General features: G+C 68.6%; 24 protein-coding genes. 17 read left to right on the forward strand and 7 right to left on the reverse strand.

Annotated elements, in window-relative coordinates:
* The first annotated feature begins 394 nt into the window (after nt 1-394).
* The 6 genes from mihF to OG300_RS07615 all read left to right on the forward strand — a co-directional run bounded on the left by mihF (nt 395) and on the right by OG300_RS07615 (nt 6,696).
* Complete coding sequence (mihF, locus tag OG300_RS07590; RefSeq protein ID WP_213556273.1) at nt 395-718, forward strand: integration host factor, actinobacterial type; 324 nt, start codon at nt 395-397, stop codon at nt 716-718.
* A gap of 7 nt (nt 719-725) precedes the next feature.
* Nucleotides 726-1,310: a guanylate kinase gene (gene gmk, locus OG300_RS07595; RefSeq protein WP_405493552.1), complete on the forward strand. Its 585-nt coding sequence runs from the start codon at nt 726-728 to the stop codon at nt 1,308-1,310.
* 75 nt (nt 1,311-1,385) lie between these two features.
* Nucleotides 1,386-1,664, forward strand: coding sequence for a DNA-directed RNA polymerase subunit omega (rpoZ, locus tag OG300_RS07600; protein WP_400355079.1), 279 nt, complete (start codon nt 1,386-1,388; stop codon nt 1,662-1,664).
* A gap of 7 nt (nt 1,665-1,671) precedes the next feature.
* Nucleotides 1,672-2,892, forward strand: coding sequence for a bifunctional phosphopantothenoylcysteine decarboxylase/phosphopantothenate--cysteine ligase CoaBC (gene coaBC, locus OG300_RS07605; protein WP_405493555.1), 1,221 nt, complete (start codon nt 1,672-1,674; stop codon nt 2,890-2,892).
* A gap of 198 nt (nt 2,893-3,090) precedes the next feature.
* Nucleotides 3,091-4,302: a methionine adenosyltransferase gene (gene metK, locus OG300_RS07610; protein ID WP_405493557.1), complete on the forward strand. Its 1,212-nt coding sequence runs from the start codon at nt 3,091-3,093 to the stop codon at nt 4,300-4,302.
* A gap of 93 nt (nt 4,303-4,395) precedes the next feature.
* The gene (locus OG300_RS07615) at nt 4,396-6,696 is read left to right on the forward strand and encodes a primosomal protein N' (protein WP_405498495.1); all 2,301 of its coding nucleotides are present in this window, start codon (nt 4,396-4,398) and stop codon (nt 6,694-6,696) included.
* A 17-nt stretch (nt 6,697-6,713) separates the two neighbouring features.
* Here the strand turns inward: OG300_RS07615 and OG300_RS07620 are convergent, their stop codons facing one another.
* Genes OG300_RS07620 through OG300_RS07630 form a run of 3 tightly spaced genes read right to left on the reverse strand, consistent with a single transcriptional unit; the run spans nt 6,714 to nt 8,481 of the window.
* The gene (locus OG300_RS07620; protein ID WP_405493559.1) at nt 6,714-7,151 is read right to left on the reverse strand and encodes a MarR family winged helix-turn-helix transcriptional regulator; all 438 of its coding nucleotides are present in this window, start codon (nt 7,149-7,151) and stop codon (nt 6,714-6,716) included.
* A 10-nt stretch (nt 7,152-7,161) separates the two neighbouring features.
* Nucleotides 7,162-7,590, reverse strand: a complete 429-nt coding sequence (locus tag OG300_RS07625; RefSeq protein WP_405493561.1) for a hypothetical protein — start codon at nt 7,588-7,590, stop codon at nt 7,162-7,164.
* Nucleotides 7,591-7,635: 45 nt separating this feature from the next.
* On the reverse strand, nt 7,636-8,481 hold the full coding sequence (locus tag OG300_RS07630; RefSeq protein ID WP_405493563.1) for an NAD(P)H-binding protein: 846 nt from the start codon (nt 8,479-8,481) through the stop codon (nt 7,636-7,638).
* Nucleotides 8,482-8,559: 78 nt separating this feature from the next.
* On the opposite strand from OG300_RS07630, the gene OG300_RS07635 reads away from it, so the two are divergent.
* A complete protein-coding gene (locus OG300_RS07635) occupies nt 8,560-9,135 on the forward strand; it encodes a TetR/AcrR family transcriptional regulator (RefSeq protein ID WP_405493565.1) in 576 nt (191 codons plus the stop codon).
* Here OG300_RS07635 and OG300_RS07640 read toward each other — a convergent pair.
* The gene (locus tag OG300_RS07640; RefSeq protein ID WP_405493567.1) at nt 9,132-9,929 is read right to left on the reverse strand and encodes an ABC transporter ATP-binding protein; all 798 of its coding nucleotides are present in this window, start codon (nt 9,927-9,929) and stop codon (nt 9,132-9,134) included. The two genes, OG300_RS07635 and OG300_RS07640, sit on opposite strands and share 4 nt — an antisense overlap.
* 368 nt (nt 9,930-10,297) lie before the next feature.
* Between OG300_RS07640 and OG300_RS07645 the strand changes: the two genes are divergently transcribed.
* From OG300_RS07645 to OG300_RS07665, 5 genes are all read left to right on the forward strand, one after another.
* On the forward strand, nt 10,298-10,990 hold the full coding sequence (locus OG300_RS07645; RefSeq protein ID WP_405498496.1) for a PadR family transcriptional regulator: 693 nt from the start codon (nt 10,298-10,300) through the stop codon (nt 10,988-10,990).
* A gap of 156 nt (nt 10,991-11,146) precedes the next feature.
* On the forward strand, nt 11,147-12,106 hold the full coding sequence (locus OG300_RS07650; protein ID WP_405493569.1) for a lipase family alpha/beta hydrolase: 960 nt from the start codon (nt 11,147-11,149) through the stop codon (nt 12,104-12,106).
* Between the two features lie 64 nt (nt 12,107-12,170).
* Nucleotides 12,171-12,743, forward strand: a complete 573-nt coding sequence (gene def / locus OG300_RS07655; protein WP_405493571.1) for a peptide deformylase — start codon at nt 12,171-12,173, stop codon at nt 12,741-12,743.
* Between the two features lies 1 nt (nt 12,744).
* Entirely contained in the window at nt 12,745-13,668 is a 924-nt protein-coding gene (fmt, locus tag OG300_RS07660; RefSeq protein WP_405493573.1) for a methionyl-tRNA formyltransferase, read from the forward strand.
* Nucleotides 13,669-14,462: 794 nt separating this feature from the next.
* The gene (locus tag OG300_RS07665; RefSeq protein WP_405498497.1) at nt 14,463-15,788 is read left to right on the forward strand and encodes an RsmB/NOP family class I SAM-dependent RNA methyltransferase; all 1,326 of its coding nucleotides are present in this window, start codon (nt 14,463-14,465) and stop codon (nt 15,786-15,788) included.
* A gap of 260 nt (nt 15,789-16,048) precedes the next feature.
* Here the strand turns inward: OG300_RS07665 and OG300_RS07670 are convergent, their stop codons facing one another.
* Together OG300_RS07670 and OG300_RS07675 are read right to left on the reverse strand one after the other, a co-directional pair.
* Nucleotides 16,049-17,008 carry an RNA polymerase sigma factor SigF gene (locus OG300_RS07670; protein ID WP_405493575.1) on the reverse strand — a complete coding sequence of 320 codons (960 nt, stop codon included), beginning with the start codon at nt 17,006-17,008 and terminating at the stop codon, nt 16,049-16,051.
* Entirely contained in the window at nt 17,008-17,430 is a 423-nt protein-coding gene (locus OG300_RS07675; protein WP_405493577.1) for an anti-sigma factor, read from the reverse strand. Before OG300_RS07675 ends, OG300_RS07670 begins: the two co-directional genes overlap by 1 nt.
* Nucleotides 17,431-17,562: 132 nt before the next feature.
* On the opposite strand from OG300_RS07675, the gene rpe reads away from it, so the two are divergent.
* Nucleotides 17,563-18,228 carry a ribulose-phosphate 3-epimerase gene (gene rpe / locus OG300_RS07680; RefSeq protein WP_405498498.1) on the forward strand — a complete coding sequence of 222 codons (666 nt, stop codon included), beginning with the start codon at nt 17,563-17,565 and terminating at the stop codon, nt 18,226-18,228.
* Between the two features lie 5 nt (nt 18,229-18,233).
* Here the strand turns inward: rpe and OG300_RS07685 are convergent, their stop codons facing one another.
* Nucleotides 18,234-18,680, reverse strand: coding sequence for a hypothetical protein (locus OG300_RS07685; protein WP_405493579.1), 447 nt, complete (start codon nt 18,678-18,680; stop codon nt 18,234-18,236).
* A gap of 559 nt (nt 18,681-19,239) precedes the next feature.
* On the opposite strand from OG300_RS07685, the gene OG300_RS07690 reads away from it, so the two are divergent.
* The 4 genes from OG300_RS07690 (at nt 19,240) to OG300_RS07705 (ending at nt 22,260) form a co-directional block, all read left to right on the forward strand.
* Nucleotides 19,240-19,866 (forward strand): riboflavin synthase, encoded by a 627-nt coding sequence (locus OG300_RS07690; protein WP_405493581.1) that lies wholly within the window; start codon nt 19,240-19,242, stop codon nt 19,864-19,866.
* A gap of 81 nt (nt 19,867-19,947) precedes the next feature.
* Nucleotides 19,948-21,207: a bifunctional 3,4-dihydroxy-2-butanone-4-phosphate synthase/GTP cyclohydrolase II gene (locus OG300_RS07695; protein WP_405493583.1), complete on the forward strand. Its 1,260-nt coding sequence runs from the start codon at nt 19,948-19,950 to the stop codon at nt 21,205-21,207.
* Nucleotides 21,208-21,228: 21 nt separating this feature from the next.
* Nucleotides 21,229-21,708 (forward strand): 6,7-dimethyl-8-ribityllumazine synthase, encoded by a 480-nt coding sequence (gene ribH, locus OG300_RS07700; RefSeq protein WP_405493585.1) that lies wholly within the window; start codon nt 21,229-21,231, stop codon nt 21,706-21,708.
* A gap of 24 nt (nt 21,709-21,732) precedes the next feature.
* Complete coding sequence (locus tag OG300_RS07705) at nt 21,733-22,260, forward strand: PH domain-containing protein (protein ID WP_405493587.1); 528 nt, start codon at nt 21,733-21,735, stop codon at nt 22,258-22,260.
* The last annotated feature ends 66 nt before the right edge of the window (nt 22,261-22,326 follow it).

Below are 22,326 nucleotides of genomic sequence, written 5' to 3' on the forward strand. Positions count from 1 at the left end.
TGTCTGAATTGCCGCTATTCAAGGTCACCGTCCGGCCTCGAGTGATGCGCGACACGCGCTACGGAATCGAACGACACGCCGAGAAATCCGAGGAACTTCCAGGTCGCGTGATTACAGCTCGGTCACGGTTTCATCCGCCGCCCGTCCGCGCTCTCACGGGCCTCGGCGAAAACCGAAAAAGCCCTGGCCGCAAGGACATTCGAGCCCGTCCGGCGGGTGCCGTCGCAGCCGCTCCGAGTGGGCCCCCGCCACCACCCGTCCGGCCCGGTCGCGCGCCGAATCACGCGCTGACCTGGGGGGTGGGTTCGCAATCGGCAAGCGTCGTGGGTACGGTCGCTGAGACCACCGGGTTACCGGAGGTAGATCAAGCAATGAACGATGAGACGGAGGAACCGTGGCCCTTCCCCAGCTGACTGACGAGCAGCGCGCCGCTGCTTTGGAGAAGGCGGCTGCCGCTCGCCGCGCTCGGGCGGAGCTCAAGGAGCGCTTGAAGCGTGGCGGTACCGATCTGAAGACGGTCCTGGCCGATGCCGAGAAGGACGAAGTTCTCGGCAAGATGAAGGTTTCCGCGCTGCTCGAGGCTCTGCCGAAGGTGGGCAAGGTCAAGGCGGCCGAAATCATGAGCGAGTTGGAAATCGCTCCCACCCGCCGCCTGCGCGGACTGGGCGACCGGCAGCGTAAGGCGCTGCTGGCCCGGTTCGACTTCAGCGCCGATTAATCCGAGGGTGGTCGAACACACTCGGAAGGGTCGACTGGTAGTTCTGGTCGGCCCCTCGGCCGTCGGCAAGTCCACCGTCGTGCGCTGCGTGCGCGAACGACTGCCCGAATTGGTATTCAGTGTGTCGGCCACCACCCGGGCTCCGCGGCCCGGGGAGGTCGATGGCCAGGACTACCGATTCGTCACCCGTGAGAAGTTCGACGCCATGATCGCGGCGGAAGAACTACTCGAATGGGCCGATATCCACGGTGGTTTGCAGCGGTCGGGCACCCCGGCCGCACCCGTGCGGGAAGCGCTCGCGACCGGACATCACGTCCTGATCGAGGTAGACCTCGAAGGCGCGCGCTCGATCCGCAAGACCATGCCGGAGGCCAAACTGGTCTTCCTGGCCCCACCCAGCTGGGACGAGCTGGTGTCCCGGCTCAAGAGCCGAGGGACGGAATCGCCCGAGGTGATCGAGCGTCGGCTCCAAACCGCACGCACCGAATTGGCCGCGTGTGACGAGTTCGACATCGTCATCGTGAACGACCACGTGACGACCGCCTGCGAGCAGTTGGTATCGTTGTTCGTTAGCACAAATTCGGGATCGTAAGACCCCGCACACCCGGCTCGTCTTCGAAGTGAGCCGGGTGCCATCCTTCCGAACAACCCCGCAGGAGCCTTCCTAGTGAGTACGGACATCAAGACCGTTCCCGCCTACGACACTCCGGTCGGCCTCACCAACCCGCCGATCGACGAACTGCTGGAGCGGACTTCGTCCAAGTACGCCCTGGTCATCTACGCCGCCAAGCGCGCGCGGCAGATCAACGATTACTACAACCAGCTCGGCGACGGCATTCTCGAATACGTCGGTCCGCTGGTCGAGCCGGGTCTGCAGGAGAAGCCGCTGTCGGTGGCGATGCGCGAGATCCACGCCGACCTGCTCGAGCACACCGAAGGGGAGTAAACCCGCGGTGACTCGAATCGTCGTCGGCGTCGGCGGCGGTATCGCTGCCTACAAGAGCTGCAACCTCGTGCGCCGGTTCACCGAAACCGGGCACGAGGTTCGTGTCATTCCCACCGAAGCCGCTCTGCAATTCATCGGCAAGGCCACCTTCGAGGCGCTCTCCGGGCACCCCGTGCACACCGGCGTTTTCGCCGACGTGCCGGAGGTGCCACACGTGCGTCTCGGCCAGGAGGCCGATCTGGTCGTCATCGCCCCCGCCACCGCGGACCTGATGGCGCGCGTGGCCCAGGGCCGCGCCGACGACCTGCTGACCGCGACCCTGCTCACCGCACGATGTCCCATCCTTTTCGCCCCGGCCATGCACACAGAAATGTGGGAGCACCCGGCCACCAAGGCGAATGTGGCGACGCTGCGCGCGCACGGCGCGATCGTGATGGAGCCGGCCTCGGGCCGCCTGACCGGTACCGACACCGGACCCGGGCGGTTACCCGAGCCGGAGGAGATCTTCGGTCTGGCCCGACTGCTGCTCGAACGCCCCGACGCCCTGCCACGCGATCTCGAGGGTCGCCGCATCGTGGTGTCGGCGGGCGGCACCCGCGAACCGCTGGATCCTGTTCGCTTCCTTGGCAATCGGAGTTCCGGCAAGCAGGGCTACGCCGTGGCTCGCCTGGCCGCCCAGCGCGGCGCGCAGGTGACGCTGATCGCGGGCAATACCATCGGGCTGGAGGCTCCGGCCGCCGTCGAGGTGGTGCACGTGACCACCGCCGAGCAGTTGAAGGTGGCGTGCGACAAGCACGCGCTGGGCGCGGACGCGATCATCATGGCCGCCGCGGTCGCCGACTTCCGGCCGGTGTCGGTGGCAGCCGCTAAGATCAAAAAGGGTGCGGGCGAACCTGATTCGATCGCACTCGCGAAAACACCGGACATTCTGGCCGGTTTGGTGCAGGCCCGTCGTGACGGTCACCTGCCGGGCACCACGATCGTCGGCTTCGCCGCCGAGACGGGGGACGAGCACGCGGACGTGCTCACCCACGCCCGGGCCAAACTGGCTCGTAAGGGCTGCGATTTTCTCGTGGTCAACGCCGTCGGTGAGGGGAAGGCCTTCGAGGTCGACACCAACGACGGCTGGTTGCTCGGGGCCGACGGCACCGAGATCGCCCTGGATCATGGATCCAAGGCACTGCTGGCTAGCCGGGTGCTGGACGCACTCGGTCCCTTGCTCCGCTGAAGCCTCGGCACCGCAGGGTTCGGACGTCGCCGGAATCTGTTCCGGCGACGTGCCGAGTCGCAATATGTTCGTCACGGCGGCGGCACGCCCCTGTGACGAACATATTGGAATAACCTGAGACAAAGGGTTGTGCGGGAAAGTGGAGACGCTACTCTCGCAGGCCGATACGAGAAACCCGTTGAGGGAGAGGGAACAACTGTGACGTCTGGCAGCCGCCTATTCACCAGTGAGTCCGTGACGGAAGGTCACCCGGACAAGATCTGTGATGCCATCAGCGATTCCATCCTCGACGCGTTGCTCGCGGCCGATCCGCGCAGCCGGGTAGCGGTGGAGACCCTGGTGACAACCGGCCAGGTGCACGTGGCCGGTGAGGTCACCACCACGGCCTACGCCGACATTCCGACCATCGTCCGCGAGAAGGTCCTGGAGATCGGATACGACTCCTCCGCAAAGGGTTTCGACGGCGCGTCCTGTGGCGTGAACGTCGCGATCGGCGCGCAGTCGCCGGATATCGCGCAGGGTGTCGACACCTCGCACGAGGCCCGTGTCGGCGGCGAGGACGACGCCATCGCACGCCAGGGCGCGGGCGACCAGGGCCTGATGTTCGGCTACGCCACCATCGAGACCCCCGAGCTGATGCCGCTGCCGATCTCGCTGGCGCACAAGCTCTCTCGCCGTCTGACCGAGGTCCGCAAGTCCGGCGTGCTGCCGTACCTGCGTCCGGACGGCAAGACCCAGGTCACCATCGAGTACGACGGCGCCATCCCCAAGCGCCTCGACACCGTGGTCATCTCGACCCAGCACGCGGCCGACATCGACCTGGACAACCTGCTCGCTCCCGACATCCGCGAGAAGGTCGTCGACTCGGTGCTCGCCGAGCTGAAACTGCCCAACCCCCTGGACATCTCGAACGTGCGCCTGCTGGTCAACCCGACCGGCAAGTTCGTGCTCGGTGGCCCGATGGGTGACGCGGGCCTGACCGGTCGCAAGATCATCGTCGACACCTACGGCGGCATGGCCCGCCACGGTGGTGGCGCGTTCTCCGGCAAGGATCCGTCGAAGGTCGACCGTTCGGCCGCCTACGCCATGCGCTGGGTCGCCAAGAACGTCGTCGCCGCCGGTCTGGCCGAGCGCACCGAGGTTCAGGTCGCCTACGCCATCGGCAAGGCGGCTCCGGTCGGTCTGTTCGTGGAGACCTTCGGCACCGAGCTGATCGACCCGGCCAAGATCTCCGCCGCGATCAGCGAGGTCTTCGACCTGCGTCCGGGTGCGATCATTCGTGACCTGGACCTGCTGCGCCCGATCTACGCGCCGACCGCCGCGTACGGCCACTTCGGCCGCACCGACGTCGATCTGCCGTGGGAGCGCACCGACCGCGCCGAGAAGTTGCGCGCGGCCGCCGGGCTGTAATTGACCCGCACCGGGCAAGCATCGACGGGAGCGTCGAGCACGGAAACCATCTCCGAGCTCGACGCTCCCGTCGTCGTATCCGTCGCCCGCCCCATCGCGCGCGTCCTCCCACTCCTCGAACCCGCCCACCTGGACCGGGATTTCGACTATCTCGTCCCCCCGGAACTCGACGAGATCGCCCAGCCCGGCGTCCGAGTCCGCCTCCGCTTCTCCGGCCGCCTCATCGACGGCTACCTCCTCGAGCGCCGCGAAACCTCCGACCACACCGGCAAACTCGTCCGCCTGGAACGAGTCATCTCCCCCGAACAGGTCCTGACCCCCGAAATCCTCCGCCTCGTCGTCGCCGTAGCCGCCCGCTACGCCGGCACCCGAGCCGACGTCCTGCGCCTGGCCATCCCACCCCGCCACGCCAAGGTCGAAACCGAAGGCACCGAAAAGCCCGCCCGCGCTACGAAATCCAAGAAGAAGGCGGCCAAGGCCCCCGCCGAAGTCGTAGACCTCGACGAGGACACCCCCGCCGACACGCCCGGCCCAACTTCGCCGGATATCGATTCCACTACAACCGTGCCCGTATCGGTCGAAGTCATCGGCATCGCTTCCGATCTTCCGAAACCCGATGTGGCCCAGCCGGAGTCCGCCGATCAGATCGCGGAAGCCGGTGTCGCACTCGCCGACAGCGCGATCGGCGACATCTCGGCTGGCGAGGACTTGGCGGGCGCGGCGACTCCGGCCGCGAAAGAGGCGCTGGCTCAGGCTGTTCCGGTGGACTATCCGGCGTGGGGGCGGTATCTGCACGGGCATTCGTTTCTGACCGCGTTGGCGCTGGGGCGCGGGCCGCGGGCCGGGTGGCAGGCGTTGCCTGGGGAGGACTGGGCGGCGCGGCTGGCGGAGTTGGCGGCGGTGACGGTGCGGGGTGGGCGCAGTGCGGTGATCATGGTGCCGGATCAGCGGGATCTGGACCGGGTGCTGACGGAATGTGTTGCGCTGGTGGGGGAGTCGGCGGTGGGGTTGGCTGCGGGGCTGGGGCCTGCGGCGCGGTATCGGCGGTGGCTGTCGGCGTTGCGGGGGACGGCGCGGGTGGTGGTGGGGACGCGGAGTTCGGTGTTCGCGCCGGTGCGGGATCTGGGGCTGCTCGCGATCTGGGATGACGGGGACGACACGTTCGCGGAACCGCGGTCGCCATATCCGCATGCTCGGGAAGTGGCGATGCTGCGGGCGCACGAGACCGGTGCCGCGTTCGTGGCGGGTGGGTTCTCGCGGACGGCCGAGGTGCAGGCGATCGTCGAATCCGGTTGGGCCCATGACCTACTTGCGGATCGGGCGGTGCTTCGTCACGTGATGCCGCGCATCACCGCGCCCGGTGACACCGATGCCGCCCTCGAACGTGATCCCATCGCGCAGGCGATCCGGATTCCGGCGGTCGCGTTCATGGAGGCGCGCAAGGCGCTCAAAGAGGGTGAGCCGGTGCTGGTGCAGGTGCCCCGGCGCGGCTACATTCCGGCGCTGGCCTGCGCGAAATGCCGTACTCCGGCGCGCTGTCGGCACTGCAACGGCCCACTGTCGTTGCCGGACAACACCGGCCGCGCCGAGCCGTTGCGTTCGGGGCGTGAGGGTGTCGCCGAGGCGCACAGCCCGTCGTGTCGCTGGTGCGGCATCACCGAGGCGGCGTTCCGCTGCGGGTCCTGCGGTTCACGCGCGCTGCGCGCCGTAGTGATCGGTGCGGCCCGCACCGCCGAGGAGCTCGGTCGCGCGTTTCCCGGTGTGCCGGTGCGGGGTTCGGGTGGTTCGTCGATCCTCGACACGGTGCCGGAGGGTCCGCAGGTGGTGGTCTCCACCATCGGCGCGGAGCCCCGGGTGCCGGGCGGCTATGGGGTGGCCATGCTGCTGGACGGCTGGGCGCTACTGGGTCGCGCCGATCTGCGTGCGGCCGAGGACGCGTTGCGCCGCTGGATGTCCGCCGCCGCCCTGGTCCGCCCCGGCGGCCGGGTGATCGTCATGGCCGACGCCGCCATTCCGACCGTGCAGGCGCTGGTGCGCTGGGATCCGGTGTGGCACGCCGCTTTCGAACTCGGCGAACGCACCGAGGTCCGCTTCCCGCCCGCCGTCCGCTTCGTCGCCCTGGACGGCACCACCGAGTCGATCGCCGAATTGCTCGGCGAGGCAAAGCTTCCCGCCGAGGTCGAGGTGCTCGGCCCCGTCCCACTGCCGCCGGGTGCTCGAAAGCCGTTCTCCTCCGGCGACTCTCCCGCCGAGGTCGAGCGGATGATCCTGCGCGTGGACCGTGCTCACGGCTCGGCGCTGTCGCGTGCCCTCACCATCGCCCAGGCCGTCCGCAGCACGCACCGCTCCGATGCCCCGCTGCGCGTCCAGATCGACCCCGTCGATATCGGCTGAACCGACCCGAATGTGGTTCAGCCGCCGGTGATCTCGTCGCGGGGGAGGGCTGCCAGGGTGGTCAGGGCGCTGAGGAAGGCGCGGCGCTCGGCGGCCGGGAGCTTGTTCAGCAGCTGGTCCTCCTGGGCCTGGATGGCGGCCTGGGCCGTATCACGCAGCGTGCGGCCCTCGGGAGTCAAGGCCAGTAGGCGGGCGCGACGATCGGCGGGGTCGGGTCGGCGTTCGATGAGCCCACGTTCTTGGAGGTCGTCGAGGACCGCGATGATGCGGGTCTTGTCCGCCCCGATCTCCTGCGCGAGCACGCCCTGCCCGCGCGCCGGGCCTTCGTCGAGGTGCAGCAGCACGACATACGCCCACATGGTGAGGCCGTGCGCCGTCAGAACGGGCTGCTCGGCCGCCATCAGGGCGCGGCCGAGGGGCACGATCATCGCTGCCAGGTCCGGGCGCTGTGTCATGCGGTCCAGATTATGCGGCGTACCGGTGTGGTCGTTCGAGTGTGTCGGCCGCGCGGGTCAGCACGGCGTCGGGGTCGAACTGCCCGGCCTGCCAGGAGTCGAGGCCGATGCGGACCCGGGAGCGCCAGGCGCCCATGATCTTCGCGTGCACCGGCCAGCGCACGAACCGGCGCATGTCCTGCTCGGACTCCCAGATGGAGATGGACCCGCCCCGCAGTTCGGCGGGCCGCCCCCACAGCCAGAGTCCGACCGCGCCCTGCATGACGGGCCAGGTCTTGCCCAGCCGCAGCCCGGTTTCGTAGATGCTCTGGACTTCCTCGCCGGAGGTGGCGAGGAAGTCGGTGACGCTGACGAAGACCGGGCCGGTGTGGTCGTCGCGAGGTCCCGGACTCCAGGGCATCAGCAGGGTGGCTTCGGAAAACGAGAATGTAGTACGCATATGCCTACGATAGGCGTACGCGTACGACATGTTCAACCGTCGATTTCAGCGGAACGCCGGAGCCACCCGCCGCGCCCACTCGGCATAGCTGGTGGCCGGACGGCCCAGCACCCGCTCGATATCCGGGCTGACCTGCTGCTCCGCTGCGGTCGGCGTGCCCAGGATGTCGAGGGTGTGCTCGGCGACGGACTCGGGCATGAACCGCAGCATGTTCGACAACGCCTGTGCGCGAGTCAGTTCCATGAACCGCAACGGCTCACCCAGCGCCGCCGACAAGGCCAGCGCCTGCTCGCGCGGGGTGATCGGCGCGGGCCCGGTGAGGGTGTAGACCTGCCCGGCGTGCCCGTCCTCACGCAGCGCGGCCGCCGCCATCGCGGCGATATCGCCCGGATCCACCGCCGGCAGACCGACATCCCCGAACGGTGCGGGGATCATCCGCCCGGTGCGAACCGGTTCGATCCACGCGAAGGTATTGGCGAAGAATCCGCCGGGCCGCAGCACCGTCCACTCCAGATCCGAAGCGGCGAGCGCCTGCTCGAATTCCAGGGTGCGTGCGTAGCCGTCGCTGCCGCCACGGGTCACCGCGCCCTGTGAGGACAGGAACACCACCCGCCGAACACCCGCTGCCGCAACGGTTTCGAGCACCTGCGCCGCTGCGGGCCCGCTCACCAGCTGTGGTCCGGTGATGAGCAGGAACAGGGCGGAGGCCCCGGCGGCCGCCTCGGCGAGCCCGGTGAGATCCCCGATATCGGCCTGCCGGTGCTCGACGCCCGCGGGCAGATTCACCGGCTTCTCGCCGCGCGATACCGCGACGACCTTCTCGCCCGCGTCGGCGAGCAGGCGCACCAGGTCGGTGCCGACATTTCCGGTAGCTCCGGTAACCACGATCATCTGTCTCACTCCTGAGTTAGTTGGCTGACTTAAAGTGAACTTAGACCACGCGACCGGGGTTTGTCTATAGTGAGTCGTATGACTAACTCAGCGTCGAAGACCGGCAAGCGGGAACGGCTCGCGGACGCCGCGGCCAAGGTCTTCCATGAGCAGGGCGTCGAGAAGACCACGATCGCCGATATCGCTCGTGCCGCCGAGGTTCCGGTCGGCAACGTCTACTACTACTTCAAGACCAAGGACCAGCTGGTCCAGGCCGCGATCGGCGCACACGCCCGCACCGGGCAGGAGATCATCGCCGCCCTGGAGCAGTTCGACACCCCCGCAGCGCGTTTGAAAGCGCTGATCCGCGGCTGGGTCGATCAACGTGAGCTGGCCGTCCAATTCGGTTGCCCCTCGGGCACTCTCGCCACCGAGCTCGACAAACGCGCCGACGGCCTCGATCGCGAACTGGCCGAGGTGATGCGCGGCATGCTGGACTGGATCGAAACCCAATTCGCCGCCATGGGCCGATCGGACGCTCGGGAGCTGGCCGTTGCCCTCCTGGCCGCTTATCAGGGAATCTCGTTGCTCACCAACACGTTCCGCGACCCGGCGATGATGGAGGCGGAAGGTCGCCGCCTCGAGAACTGGGTCGCTGCCTTGGCGGCGGGCTAGTTCAGCTGGGGCTGCGCGGGCCGCACGCTCCAACGGCCCTCGTCGCGGCGAATGCGGACCGGGTGGTCGAACGAGGTGCTGATATTGGCGGTGGTGATGACCTCGTCCACCGGTCCGGCGGCGACGGTGCGGCCGTCGCGCAGCAGCATGGCGTGCGTGGTGCCCGGCGGCAGATCCTCGAGGTGATGTGTCACCAGCACCGAGGCCAGTTCCGGATGCGCCTGCTGCAGGCGGGTGATGCGTTCCAGGAGTTGTTCGCGCCCGGCCAGATCCAGGCCGGTGGCCGGTTCGTCCAGTAGCAGCAGGCGCGGATTGGGCATGAGGGCGCGAGCGATGAGGGTGCGGCCGCGCTGACCCTGCGACAGGATCTCCCAGTCGGCGTCGCGGCGGTGGGTGAGGTCCAGCAGTTCGATGAGCCGGTCGGCCTCGACGAGCTGGGCGGGGGTGGGCTGCCAGCGCGGGACCCAGGCCGCGGTGTTGGTGAGCCCGGTCAGCACGATCTGCCGCACGGTCAGTGGCCCGCTCGGCGTGTGCCGCGGATCGACGTGACCGATTCCCGCCCGCAGCGCGCGCATGTCGACACGGCCCAGCCGGTGCCCGAGCACCTCGACGGTGCCGCGGGTGGGATGCTCGAACGCGCCCAGCATGCGCAGCAGCGTGGTCTTGCCGGCACCGTTGGGTCCGAGCAGCGCCCAGTGATCACCGGTGCGCACTGTGAGCGAAACATCTTGCAGGATGGCGTTTCCGCTGCGCACCACCGTGACATCGCTGACCCTCAGCACCGCATCCGTCATGCCGTCCACGGTAGCAAACTCATCAGACAAGTTGAGGAGTGGAGGTAATTCGCCTGCCTGATCGCGGTGCGGTGGCTGTGTAGGTTGGCGGCATGGCGATCGACGCCTTCGATATCCGCCCGGCGTTCACCTCCCGCGACTGGACTCGATATATCGGCGATTTCGCGCTGGTCGAACCCTGCCGACCGTCGATCGCCCGACCGCGCTGTGGGATGCCCTCGGGCTCGCGGCCTGGTCAGCGGCCGTTTATAAGATCCAACTTCCCGGTTTGTGTCCTAGCTCACCCTTGTTGTGGATAGATTGTCGATATATCGTCGATAGCAATGAACACAACGACGAGCCTTGAAGGAGGCACGACCATGGAACACATGGACAAATTCGAACGGGGCCGCGGCCCCTGGCGGCGACTGCGCGCGGAAGAGCAGCAGGGCCCCGAACACCCGCGGATGCATCGAGGCGGCCCTCGCGGCCCGCGCGGCGAAGGCGGCCCGCACCGGCACGGCCACGGCCGTGGTTTCGGCCAGGACTTCGGTCCCGGCTTCGGCGGTCCCGGCGGCTTCGGTCCCGGTCCGCACTTCGGTCGCGGTCGGGGCCGGGGTGGTCGTGGTCGGCGCGGCGATGTCCGCGCCGCCATCCTGCTCCTGCTGCAGGAACGGCCCATGCACGGCTACGAGCTGATCCAGCAGATTCGCGAACGCAGCGAGGATGTCTGGCGTCCCAGCCCGGGGTCCATCTACCCCGCACTGGCGCAGCTCGAGGACGAGGGCCTGGTCATCATCGAGAAGGTGTCGGGTCGAAAGACGGCCAAGCTCACCGAATCCGGGGTGGCTTTCGTCGAGGAGAACCGCACCGATCTGGGTGATCCCTGGCAGGACGTGAAGGACAACGTGGGTGATCAGGCCCTCGATCTTCGCGGACTGGTGGGCCAGCTGATGGGCGCGGTCGCTCAGGTCGCCGCCGTCGGCAACCCGGAGCAGGCCACCAAGGCCGCCGAGGTGCTCACCGAGGCGCGCCGGGCGCTCTACCGGATCCTGGCCGAGGACGACACACCCGAAAAGTGAGGGGTGCGAAACACCCTTTCTCGCTAGGACATTCGGGCCATCACCGGTGAAAATCGTGAGATGGGACAACAGCGCCCCATGGCCGATTGTGACATGGGACAAAAGAGGAGCCGGACCCGTGCAGCGCGACTGCGCCGCGTGGTATCGGCGGGGGTGATGGCTCTGGCGGCCGCCGTGCTCGGCGCGGCCGCCATGCCCGAGATATCGATCGCGCACGCCGACCCGGGTGCTCCGGTCCTGGAGGTTCCGGTGGTACCGGGACCGCAGCAGACCGAACACCTGGCGGCGGCGCGCTATCTCAAAGAGCATCCCGACGCGGCGCCCCTGGGCGCCAACGATTTCGGCTGCCGGCCGACCGCCGAGCATCCCCGCCCGGTCGTGCTCGCGCACGGCACCGATTCCTCCGCCTACTCCGACTGGTCCGGCCTGAGCCCGCAACTCGCTCAGGCCGGTATCTGCGTCTTCGCCCTCAATTACGGTGGCGCCGTGGGCAAGGACAGCTTCGGCACCGAGGACGTGTGGGCCAGTTCCGCGCAGATCGGCACCTTCGTCGACCAGGTGCTGGCCGCGACCGGAGCGACCCAGGTGGATCTGGTCGGCTTCTCGCAGGGCGCGAGCGTGACCCGCTACTACGTCAACAAGCTCGGTGGCGCGCCGAAGGTCGGTCAGTGGATCGGTCTGGCCTCGCCCAGCTACGGCGGCAACCTCTACGGCCTGGTGCCGATCGCCGACGCGGTGCCCGGCGTGTACACGCTGGCGCAGGCCGCCTCGTCGCTGGCCGCGATCCAGCAGGCCGCCGGTTCGCCGTTCATCAAGGACCTCAACTCCGGTGGCGACACGGTTCCCGGTGTGGCTTACACCACCATCGGCAGCCGCGTGGATGAAATGATCCAGCCCAACACCAATATCGCGCTGCGCGGTGCGGGTGCCACGAACATCGTCCTGCAGGATCGCTGCTCGGCCGACCTGACCGGGCATTTTCATATGGTCTACGACCCGTACGTGCAACAGTTGGTGGTGAATCTGCTCGACCCGGCGCATGCCGTGACCCCGGCCTGCGTGCCGGTCGCGCTGGGTACCGGCATCGGTGATGTGGTGCTGGCGGCGCACGGCTGATCTGGGCGGTCCCGGCCGTCCGTAAACTGAGACGTCCGTATTCGTTCGCTATCGGGAGCTGCCCGTGACCATCCAGCCAGTCCGCCTGTTCGGCGATCCGATCCTGCGCGCCCGCGCGGCCGAGGTCGAGACGTTCGACCGGGAGGTGCGCCAGCTGGTGATCGACCTCACCGACTCCATGTACGAGAGCGGCGGGGTCGGGATGGCGGCTCCGCAGATCGGGGTCGGGCTGCGGGTGTTCGTGTACGACACCGGGACCGTGCGCGGCCATCTCATCAACCCGGTGTTCGAGGTGGTGGGGGAGCAGACCCAGACCGGCCCGGAGGGCTGCCTGTCGATTCCCGGTGTGCGCGAGGATGTCACGCGCCCGATGACGGTGCAGGTCCGCGGTGTCGACCAGGACGGCAAGGCGGTGGAGTTCACCGCCGACGGACTGCTGGCGCGCTGCGTGCAGCACGAGACCGATCACCTCGACGGGGTGCTGTTCCTGCAGCGGCTGGAATCGGCCGCCCGCAAGGAGGCGATGCGCACCATCCGCGAATCCGGTTGGTTCACAAGGGGAATCACAGTGCTCCCGGCTTCCGAGATCGGCGGCGGTCGCCGCGTCTCGGCCGGCGAGCGAGAAGGGACTCGCTGATATGCGTCTGGTCTTCGCGGGAACGCCGGAACCGGCGGTGCCGTCGTTGCGGCGGCTCATCCAATCGCAGCGGCACGAGGTGGTGGCGGTGGTGACCCGGCCGGACGCGGTCGCCGGCCGCGGCCGCAAGGTCACCCGGTCACCGATCGGGCTGCTCGCCGACGAGCACGGCATCCCGGTGTTCACGCCGGGTCGCCCGTCCGAGCCCGAATTCGTCGAACAGCTCACCGAATTGGCGCCCGACTGCTGCCCGGTGGTGGCCTACGGTGCACTGCTGCCGGAGAAGGTGCTCGGCATCCCGAAGCACGGCTGGATCAACCTGCACTTCTCGCTGCTGCCCGCCTGGCGTGGCGCGGCACCGGTGCAGGCGGCCATTCTCGCCGGTGACGAATACAGCGGCGCGTCCACCTTTCTCATCGAGAAGGGCCTGGACACCGGGCCGGTGTTCGGCACCATGACCGAGAAGGTCGGGCTCGCCGACACTTCCGGCGTGCTGCTCGAGCGGCTCGCCGAAAGTGGCGCGGTACTGCTGGAATCCACGCTCGACGCGGTGGCGGACGGCACCGTGCAGGCGGTCGCGCAATCCAATGACGGCGTGTCCTACGCCCCCAAGATCGAATCGGAGGCCGGGCGCATCCGCTGGGACGAACCGGCCCTGGCCATCGACCGCCGCATCCGCGCGGTCACCCCGGCACCCGGTGCCTGGACCGAAATGGACGACAAGCGGCTCAAATTGGGCCCCGTAGAGCTGCTCGAGGAGACCCTCCCCATCGGTACCATCGAGGTCCGAAAGTCCGGCGTCTACGTCGGCACCGCCACCACCGCCGTACGCCTCACCCAGGTGCAGCCGCCGGGCAAACGCCTGATGCCCGCCCTCGACTGGGCCCGTGGCGCGCGCCTCGAGGCCGGGGCGGTGTTCGCGTGACCGACAACGGCACCGGCGACCAGTCCCCGCGCCGCGGCTTCCGCCGCGGCGGCGCCGACGGCAAACCCGCCCGCCCGGCCCGCTTCAACGGTGACGCCCACAGCGGCAACAACTTCGGCCCCCGCGACGCCGACCGCCGCGACGGCGATGCGTCCGGCGACCGCCCCCGCGGCGGCAGCGCGCGCAACTCCGAGTCCGGCGGTCGCGATCGCCCGGACCGTAGCGGCCAGGGCGGTGGATTCCGCCGAGACGCCGGAAGCGGCGGCCGACAGGGTGATTCGTCCGCCGGTGGTGACCGGCGCGGTTTCCGCCGTGATTCCTCCGACGGCGCAGCCGGTCAGGGCGGCTTCGGCCGCTCGAATTCGGCGCGCCGCGACGGTGATTCGGGGCCGCGATCGGGCGGACGCACTCAGGATTCCGCCGCCCGGCGTCCTGCCGGTGATTCGAGCGCCGAGCGGCGTTCGCCCGGCGGCGACGGCGGTGAAGGGCGCGGTTTCCGGCGCAGCGACTCCGGCACGGGTTATCAGCGCGACAGCGGCCGGGGTGACGAGCGTCGCGCCCGGTCGACAGGCGATGAGTCCCGCCGCACCGGAGCCGGTGCGGGTGAACGGGATTCGAGCAAGGGCCGGAATGCGGCCGATCGGGGCGGGGCCAAGGCCGGAACTTCCGGCCGGGGAGCGTCCGGACCCGCCAAGGGCGCCCGGGGCGCCGGCGGCCGCGGGGCCGGTGGCGGTTCGCGCCCGGCTGCCGGTGCCGATCGCGGCGGACCTGCCGCCGAGCCCGGGGTCGATCCGGTGCGGGCGGTCGCGCGGGATGTATTGCGGGCGGTGCGGGAACGCGACGCCTACGCGAATCTCGTACTGCCGGGCCTGCTTCGGGAGCGGCGGATCAGCGGCCGGGACGCGGCGCTGGCCACCGAGCTGACCTACGGGTCGGCACGGTCGCAGGGCCTGCTGGACGCGGTGATCGCGGATTGCGCGGGGCGATCGGTCGACGAGATCGACGGTCCGCTGCTGGATGTGTTGCGGCTGGGCACCTATCAGTTGCTGCGGACCAGGATCGGCGCGCACGCGGCGGTCGACACCTCGGTGGCGCTGGCGCGCGCGGAAGCCGGGCAGGGCCGTGCCGGGTTCGTGAACGCCGTGCTGCGGCGGGCCGCGGAACGCACCCCGGAGGAGTGGGTGGCGCGGCTCGCGCCGTCGGATCCACTGGAGCACTTGGCTTTCGAGTACGCGCATCCGGTGTGGATCGCGCAGGCGTTCGCCGATGCGCTGGGCGAACGAGACGGGGAATTGCGGGAGGTGCTGGCCGCCGACGACGCCCGGCCCGCCGTGCACCTGGTGGCGCGCCCCGGCGAGATGTCCGCCGAGGAGCTGGCACTGGTCACCGGTGGCGAGGAGGGCCGCTGGTCGCCCTACGCGGTGTACCTCGACAGCGGTGACCCGGGCAAGCTGGAACCGGTTCGCGAGGGTCTGGCCGCCGTGCAGGACGAAGGCAGCCAGCTGGTCGCCTTGGCCCTGACCCGCGCGCCGCTCGAGGGCCCGGACGGCGGCCGCTGGCTGGACCTGTGCGCCGGCCCCGGCGGAAAGACCGCGCTGCTGGCCGCTTTCGCCGATATCGACGGCTTCCGCGTCGATGCCGTCGAGCCCGCCGAACATCGCGCCCAGCTGGTCCGCCAGGCCACCCGCGGCCTGCCGGTCGACGTCCACGTCGCCGATGGCCGCGACAGCGGTCTCACCCCGGGCTTCGATCGCGTCCTGGTCGACGCCCCCTGTACCGGCCTGGGCGCGCTGCGCCGCCGCCCGGAGGCCCGCTGGCGTCGCCAGCCCTCCGACGTCGCCGACCTGGTCATCCTGCAGCGTGAACTGCTCACCGCCGCATGGGATCTGGTTCGCCCCGGCGGCGTGGTCATCTACTCCACCTGCTCACCGCACCTGTCGGAGACGGTGGCCGTCGTCGCGGAGGTCGCCGAGAGTATCGGTGCCGAGCAACTCGACACCCGCGAATTGGTCCCGGGCGTACCGGATCTGGGCGACGGTCCCGGCGCCCAGCTGTGGCCGCACCGCCACGGAACCGACGCCATGTTCCTCGCGGCCCTGCGCAAACCCCTCGACGCCTGACACTTGACGCCCCGGGCCGATTTCGGTCGGTCCGGGGCGTTCGGTTCGAGCGCCGCAGCCGAGCCGCGACGATCACTTTCCCGATCTTCGTGCGCCACAAGAATTCATGCCCGGTGCATGAGCAGCCGCGGACTCGTGCGGCAATGCGGGGGATATCGGCGGTAGTGATTCGGCGTCTTCGGGTGTACGTGACGGAATGTCGAGGCGGCGTCCGGCACGTCATTGTGCCGATCAGCGGACAGCGGTGGGCTCGCGCCCGGTCACTCGCGGGCGGTCTGATCCCGCAGGCGGGCAAGGGTTTTGGCGAGGATGCGCGAGACGTGCATCTGTGAGATGCCCATCTGCTGGGCGATCTGGGTCTGGGTCATGGATTCGAAGAAGCGCATGGTGAGGATGCGGCGTTCGCGTTCGGGCAGACCCGCGAGCAGCGGGCGGATCGCGACGTATTCCTCGACCCGGTCGAACTGGGTTTCCTCTTCGCCGAGGGTGTCGAGCAGGGAGGCCTCGGTGTCGCGGCCGACCGAGACGGCGTCGATGCTGCTGGGCTGGTAGGCGTTTCCGGCGATGACGGCCTGGGTCACCTCGTCGGGGTCGATGCCGAGTTCGGCGGCGATCTCCTTGGCGGTGGGGGAGCGCCCCAGTCGCTGCGAGAGCGCGTCGATGGCGGCCCCGATGCGCAGGTGGGTTTCCTTGACGCGCCGCGGCACCCGCATGGCCCAGGTGTTGTCGCGGAAGTAGCGCCGCACCTCGCCCATGATGGTGGGCACCGCGAAGGACAGGAAGTTGGAGCCGCGCGAGACGTCGAAGCGGTCGACGGCGTGCACCAGGCCGACCCGCGCCACCTGGGTGAGGTCGTCGAAAGGCTCACCGCGCCCGCTGAATTTGCGGGCGATGTGGTCGGCGAGCGGGATGCAGCGGTTGATCAGTTGCCCGCGCAGGGCGGCACGCCGGGCGGAACCGGGCGGGGCGGCGGCGAGTCGCTCGAACAGCCCGGCCACGTCGTCGTACCCGGAGCCGCTGCGCGCGACTTCCTCCGCGACTTCCTCCGCCTCCTCGGCGTCGACCTCTACGGTGTCGTTCTCCTCGACCGTCTCGGCGTCGTCGGCCACTGGTTGCGGGGCCGGATCCGATTGCGCCGCGCCGAGATCGGCCGTCGGACCGGACGAGTCGGGCGCGGTGGAGGCGGGGTCGGGTGAGAGCATGGCGTCGCCGTCGGTCACTACGCTTTCCCCCGGACCCGCCGAAACTCCACGGCGGTCGGGTATCCGGAGATCGCGGAATCGTATTCGCCCTGGGTGGCGGTGACCTCGTCGGAGAGGGTGCGCAGCACATGCCAGCCGAAGCTGCGCTGATCCGGCAGCCCCTCGGCGGTGGCGATCCCGCTGACCCGGACGATCAGATCGGCCTCCCCGACGGTGAATCTGCACTGCAGGGTGGTGCCCGGTGCGGCGAGCGCGATGAGCGTGGAGGCCGCCTCGTCGACGGCGAGCCGAATGTCGGCGACCTCGTCGAGGGTGAAATCGCTGAGTAGCACCAGGGTTTCGGCGAGTCCGCGCACGATGGGCAACTGGGAGACGGAGGCGGCGACACCGATCTCGACCGGTGTGGCCCGCAGCCCTTGTTCCGCCGAAATGTTGATCACCTTGTAGAGGCTACCCATTTCGGTGCCCCGCAATCAGCCCAATGGCCCACCGCGTGGCAGTTTCACCGTCGGACAGCCGATAGAATGCCGCCTGTGTGCACCCCTTCCGCGCCGTTCCACCGCCCCGCGCCGATGATCGCCCCGTCCATCCTCTCCGCCGACTTCGCGCACCTCGCCGATGAGCTGCGGGCGATCGAGGGCTCCGACTGGGTGCACGTCGATGTGATGGACAACCACTTCGTGCCCAACCTGACGCTGGGTTTGCCGGTGGTGCAGAGCATTCTGAAGGTCACCGACATTCCGGTGGACTGCCACCTGATGATCGCGAACCCGGAGCGCTGGGCCCCGGGCTACGCCGAGGCGGGCGCCTACAACGTCACCTTCCACGCCGAGACGACCGACAATCCGATCGCGGTGGCGCGCGACATCCGGGCGGCGGGCGCGAAGGCCGGGCTCGCGGTGAAGCCGAACACCCCGATCGAGCCCTACCTCGAGATCCTGCGCGATTTCGACACCCTGCTGGTGATGAGCGTCGAACCCGGTTTCGGCGGACAGTCTTTCATCGCGCACGTGCTCGACAAGGCGCGTGCGGTGCGTCGGCTGGTGGACGCCGGTGAGCTGCGCCTGGTGGTGGAGATCGACGGCGGCATCAATATGGACACCATCGAGCAGGCCGCCGAGGCGGGCGTCGACTGCTTCGTCGCCGGATCGGCGGTGTACGGGACTGCGGATCCGGCCGCGACCGTGGAAGCCTTGCGGCAGCAGGTGATCGCGGCCGAAGCTCTCGCGTCGGAGTAGTGGCGCTAGCGCCGTAGCAGCGCCTCGATCACCGATTCGAGCGGTGGGACGGTGTCGAGGGATTCCGGCGAGTGCACCCAGGTGCGGTAGCCGGTGCGCTCGTCGTCGGCGGAGGGGAGCACGACCTGTGCGCCCGAGCACGCGACGGTGGCGTAGAGCCGGAACAGTGCGGCCGCGACGGACTTGCTCAGGCTGTCGGGCCGGGCGGGGCCGGTGATGAAGGTCCAGCGCCGGGCCCGGGGGTGATGTACGACCGGTCCGGCCAGATCGGCCTGGGTGAGCGCCTGCTGGACGCGTTCGCCGAGTTCGGCGGGCATGGTGATCGCGCCGTAACGGCTGCCTATATCGAGCAGGATGTGTCGTGACGTCGGATCTATCGATGCCGGCAGGTGAAATTCGCGCCGGTACTGCACGCAGCGAACTTCGAGTGTCGAATCGAGAAGCGTGGTCACGCCGCACCCCCATCTTTCCGAATTGTTGTGTTTGCCACCTGGATCCGACCCGCGCGGGGTCCAACCTTCCTTCGGTTCGATTACTGGCGAAGATCACCCGGGGACCTGGAGCGGACCTGGGTGCCGGAACGGTTCTGCGTCGAACTGCTCGCTGAGAAGTTGAACTGCCGGAATCAGCTGCATAACAATCTTGCGACCATTTTTGTCTTTGCGCAAGATTTCGGTGTAGGTGAGTCGCGAAGTGGGTACCTACCGTGTTTGTCCTGGTCAAGATGATCATGTGATGGGTAAATTCCACCATTTCAAATAACGATCTCCGATATTTCGGACAATTAGGTGATCGCAAGTTGGCATATGCCCGATTTCGAACGACGCCGGGTATCCAACGCTCCAGTGAACAAGGCCGCATGTCGCCTACGACTCGGCGTCGTTAGGCTGGTGGGGCAGCCGCGCCGACCCGGGGAATACCGGGCGCGGTCGGGGCTGTTGGCTCGAGCGGCGGGCCCGTCAGTGGGTCCGCGCGGCAGGGAACCCGCCCAGGCGTACGGAAGAGGTTGGCATGTTCACAGGCATCGTCGAGGAGCTGGGCGAGATCGTCGCCACCGAACAGCTGGACGATTCGGCCCGGCTCACCATCCGCGGCCCCCTGGTCACCTCCGATGCCGGACACGGGGACTCCATCGCGGTCAACGGCGTCTGCCTGACCGTCGTCGACCAGCAGGTCACCGGCGACACCTTCACCGTCGACGTGATGGCCGAAACCCTCGACCGCTCCAGCATCGGTGGCCTGGCGTCGGGTTCGCGGGTGAACCTCGAGCGCGCCGCCGCCGTCAACAGCCGCCTCGGCGGCCACATCGTGCAGGGCCACGTCGACGGCACCGGCTCGATCGTCTCGCGCACCCCCCACGAGAACTGGGAGGTGGTGCGAATCTCGTTGCCCGACAGCCTCGCCCGCTACGTGGTGGAGAAGGGCTCGATCACCGTCGACGGCATCTCGCTGACCGTCTCCGCGGTCGGCCTGGCCGACGAGGCCTACGCCGACGCCGCCAAGGATTACTTCGAGGTCTCGCTCATCCCGACCACCCGCGAGCTCACCACCCTGGGCACCGCCCCGGTCGGCACCACCGTGAACCTCGAGGTCGACATCATCGCCAAGTACGTCGAGCGTCTCGTGCAGCGAGGCTGATCACCGGGAGGCCGCGCAAAACGGACAGGCGCGCTGGCCTACTGTAATGAGGCACCTAATTCGAGATGGAGCACAACAGACGTGACCAGGTTCGACACCATCGAGCGCGCAGTCGCCGACATCGCCGCCGGTAAGGCGGTCGTCGTCGTCGACGACGAGGGCCGGGAGAACGAGGGCGACCTCATCTTCGCCGCGGAGAAGGCCACCCCCGAACTGGTGGCGTTCATGATTCGCTACACCTCCGGTTACATCTGTGTCCCGTTGACGGGTGAGGACTGCGATCGCCTGGGCCTGCCGCCCATGTACGCGATCAACCAGGACAAGCACGGCACCGCCTACACCGTCTCGGTCGACGCCCGCGAGGGCATCACCACCGGTATCTCCGGGGCCGACCGCGCCACCACCATGCGGGTGCTCGCCGATCGGAACTCCAAGTCCGACGACCTGACCCGCCCCGGGCACGTGGTTCCGTTGCGTGCCAAGGAAGGTGGCGTCCTACGCCGGCCCGGTCATACCGAGGCCGCGGTGGATCTGGCTCGGATGGCCGGGCTCAGCCCCGCCGGTGTGATCTGCGAGATCGTCAGCCAGAAGAACGACGGTGACATGGCGCGCACCGAGGAGCTGCGCGTCTTCGCCGACGAACACGATCTGGCGCTCATCTCGATCGCCGACATGATCGCCTGGCGTCGCCGCAACGAGAAGCACATCGAGCGCATCGCCGAGGCCAAGATCCCCACCGAGCACGGCGAGTTCAAGGCCATCGGCTACAAGTCCGAGTACGACGACACCGAGCACATCGCCCTGGTGATGGGCGACCTCGCCGGTGCTGACGGCAAGGGTGAGAACGTGCTGGTGCGCGTGCACTCGGAATGCCTCACCGGTGACGTGTTCGGTTCGCTGCGTTGCGATTGCGGCCCGCAGCTGGAAGCCGCCATGCAGCTGATCGCCGAGGAGGGCCGCGGCGTGGTGCTCTACATGCGCGGGCACGAGGGCCGCGGCATCGGCCTGATGCACAAGTTGCAGGCCTACCAGGTGCAGGATCAGGCGAAACTGGACACCGTGGACGCGAATCTGGAAATCGGCCAGCCGGTCGACGCGCGCGACTACGGTACGGGCGCACAGATTCTCGCCGACCTCGGTATCCGTTCCATGCGGCTGCTGACCAACAATCCGGACAAGCGCGCCGGGCTCGAGGGCTACGGCCTGAGCATCACCGAGCGCGTCCAGATGCCGGTCCGCGCGAATTCGCACAACCTGCACTACCTGCGCACCAAGCGTGATCGCATGGGCCACGACCTGGTCGGCCTCGACGATCTCGACCTGGGCGAAACCGCGAACTGACTACCGAGAGGGCGTAATACGATGAGCGGTACGGGTGTACCGACCTTCGAGCTCGCCGATGCCAAGAACCTCAAGCTGGGGATCGTGGCGTCGCGCTGGCACACCACCATCTGCGACGCGCTGGTCGCCAACGCGGAGCAGACCGCGCGCGACGCCGGCGTCGCCGACATCACCGTGGTCCGCGTCGCCGGTGCCATGGAGCTGCCGGTGGTCGCGCAGGCGCTGGCCCGCAGCCATGACGCGGTGGTCGCGTTGGGTGTCGTAGTACGCGGTGAGACACCGCATTTCGAGTACGTGTGCGATTCGGTGACCGCCGGACTGACCCGGGTGTCCCTCGACGAGAGCACTCCGGTCACCAATGGCGTGCTCACCGTGAACACCGAGCAGCAGGCCCTCGATCGCGCCGGGCTCGAGGGCTCGGTGGAGAACAAGGGTGAGCAGGCCGCGGCCGCCGCCCTCGACGCCGCGCTCACCCTGCGTGAACTCTCCCAGACCGTATAAGCGATGAAGACGGAGTCCGACCCCATGACCGAGTCTGCATCCGAACCCGAAGTGGCTCTCGACCCGTACAGCGCCGAGGGCCGGGTGCGGGCGCAGCAGCGGTCCGTGGACGGCACCTGGGATCTCGAAGTGCGTCCGCACCACGCGATCTTCACCGTGCGGATCGTGGCCGGAGTGCTGGCGGCGATCTTCATCTTCGGCGGGATCGTGCTGCGGCACGGGTCGACCGGCGTGAACTTCCGGGTCTCCGATCAGATCGCCCTGATGGTGTTCGGGCTGCTGCTGGCCGGTGCGGTGCTGCTGCTGGCGCGCCCCCGGGTGCGGGTCGGGGCGCAGGGCGTGGTGGTGCGGAACATCCTGGGCGACAGCGAGTTCGGCTGGCCGGACATTCGCGGCATCTCCTTCCCGGACAAGAAGTCCTGGGCGCGGCTGGAACTCGTCCACGACGAGTACGTGCCGATGATGGCCATCCGCTCCAACGACAAGATGCGCGCCGCGGAGGCCATGGACCGCTTCCGTGAGCTGGGCGCGAAATACACCGGCGAGAAGTAACCGCCTGTCGTAGCACGTGATCCGCCCCGGAGCCGATGCTCCGGGGCGGATTCGTTTGTCTGCCAG

This window comes from Nocardia sp. NBC_00511 (genome assembly GCF_045161165.1).
In the GTDB taxonomy this organism is placed as follows: Bacteria; Actinomycetota; Actinomycetes; order Mycobacteriales; family Mycobacteriaceae; genus Nocardia.

Excerpts from the sequence above, each read along its gene's own strand:
- OG300_RS07705 (WP_405493587.1), top strand. The coding sequence starts at position 21,733 with ATGACCGAGTCTGCATCCGAACCCGAAGTGGCTCTCGACCCGTACAGC.
- OG300_RS07645 (WP_405498496.1), top strand. The coding sequence starts at position 10,298 with ATGGACAAATTCGAACGGGGCCGCGGCCCCTGGCGGCGACTGCGCGCG.
- OG300_RS07650 (WP_405493569.1), top strand. The coding sequence starts at position 11,147 with ATGGCTCTGGCGGCCGCCGTGCTCGGCGCGGCCGCCATGCCCGAGATA.
- OG300_RS07630 (WP_405493563.1), bottom strand. The coding sequence starts at position 8,481 with ATGATCGTGGTTACCGGAGCTACCGGAAATGTCGGCACCGACCTGGTG.
- OG300_RS07620 (WP_405493559.1), bottom strand. The coding sequence starts at position 7,151 with ATGACACAGCGCCCGGACCTGGCAGCGATGATCGTGCCCCTCGGCCGC.
- ribH (WP_405493585.1), top strand. The coding sequence starts at position 21,229 with ATGAGCGGTACGGGTGTACCGACCTTCGAGCTCGCCGATGCCAAGAAC.
- fmt (WP_405493573.1), top strand. The coding sequence starts at position 12,745 with ATGCGTCTGGTCTTCGCGGGAACGCCGGAACCGGCGGTGCCGTCGTTG.
- OG300_RS07625 (WP_405493561.1), bottom strand. The coding sequence starts at position 7,590 with ATGCGTACTACATTCTCGTTTTCCGAAGCCACCCTGCTGATGCCCTGG.
- OG300_RS07690 (WP_405493581.1), top strand. The coding sequence starts at position 19,240 with ATGTTCACAGGCATCGTCGAGGAGCTGGGCGAGATCGTCGCCACCGAA.
- rpe (WP_405498498.1), top strand. The coding sequence starts at position 17,563 with ATGATCGCCCCGTCCATCCTCTCCGCCGACTTCGCGCACCTCGCCGAT.
- OG300_RS07635 (WP_405493565.1), top strand. The coding sequence starts at position 8,560 with ATGACTAACTCAGCGTCGAAGACCGGCAAGCGGGAACGGCTCGCGGAC.
- OG300_RS07640 (WP_405493567.1), bottom strand. The coding sequence starts at position 9,929 with ATGACGGATGCGGTGCTGAGGGTCAGCGATGTCACGGTGGTGCGCAGC.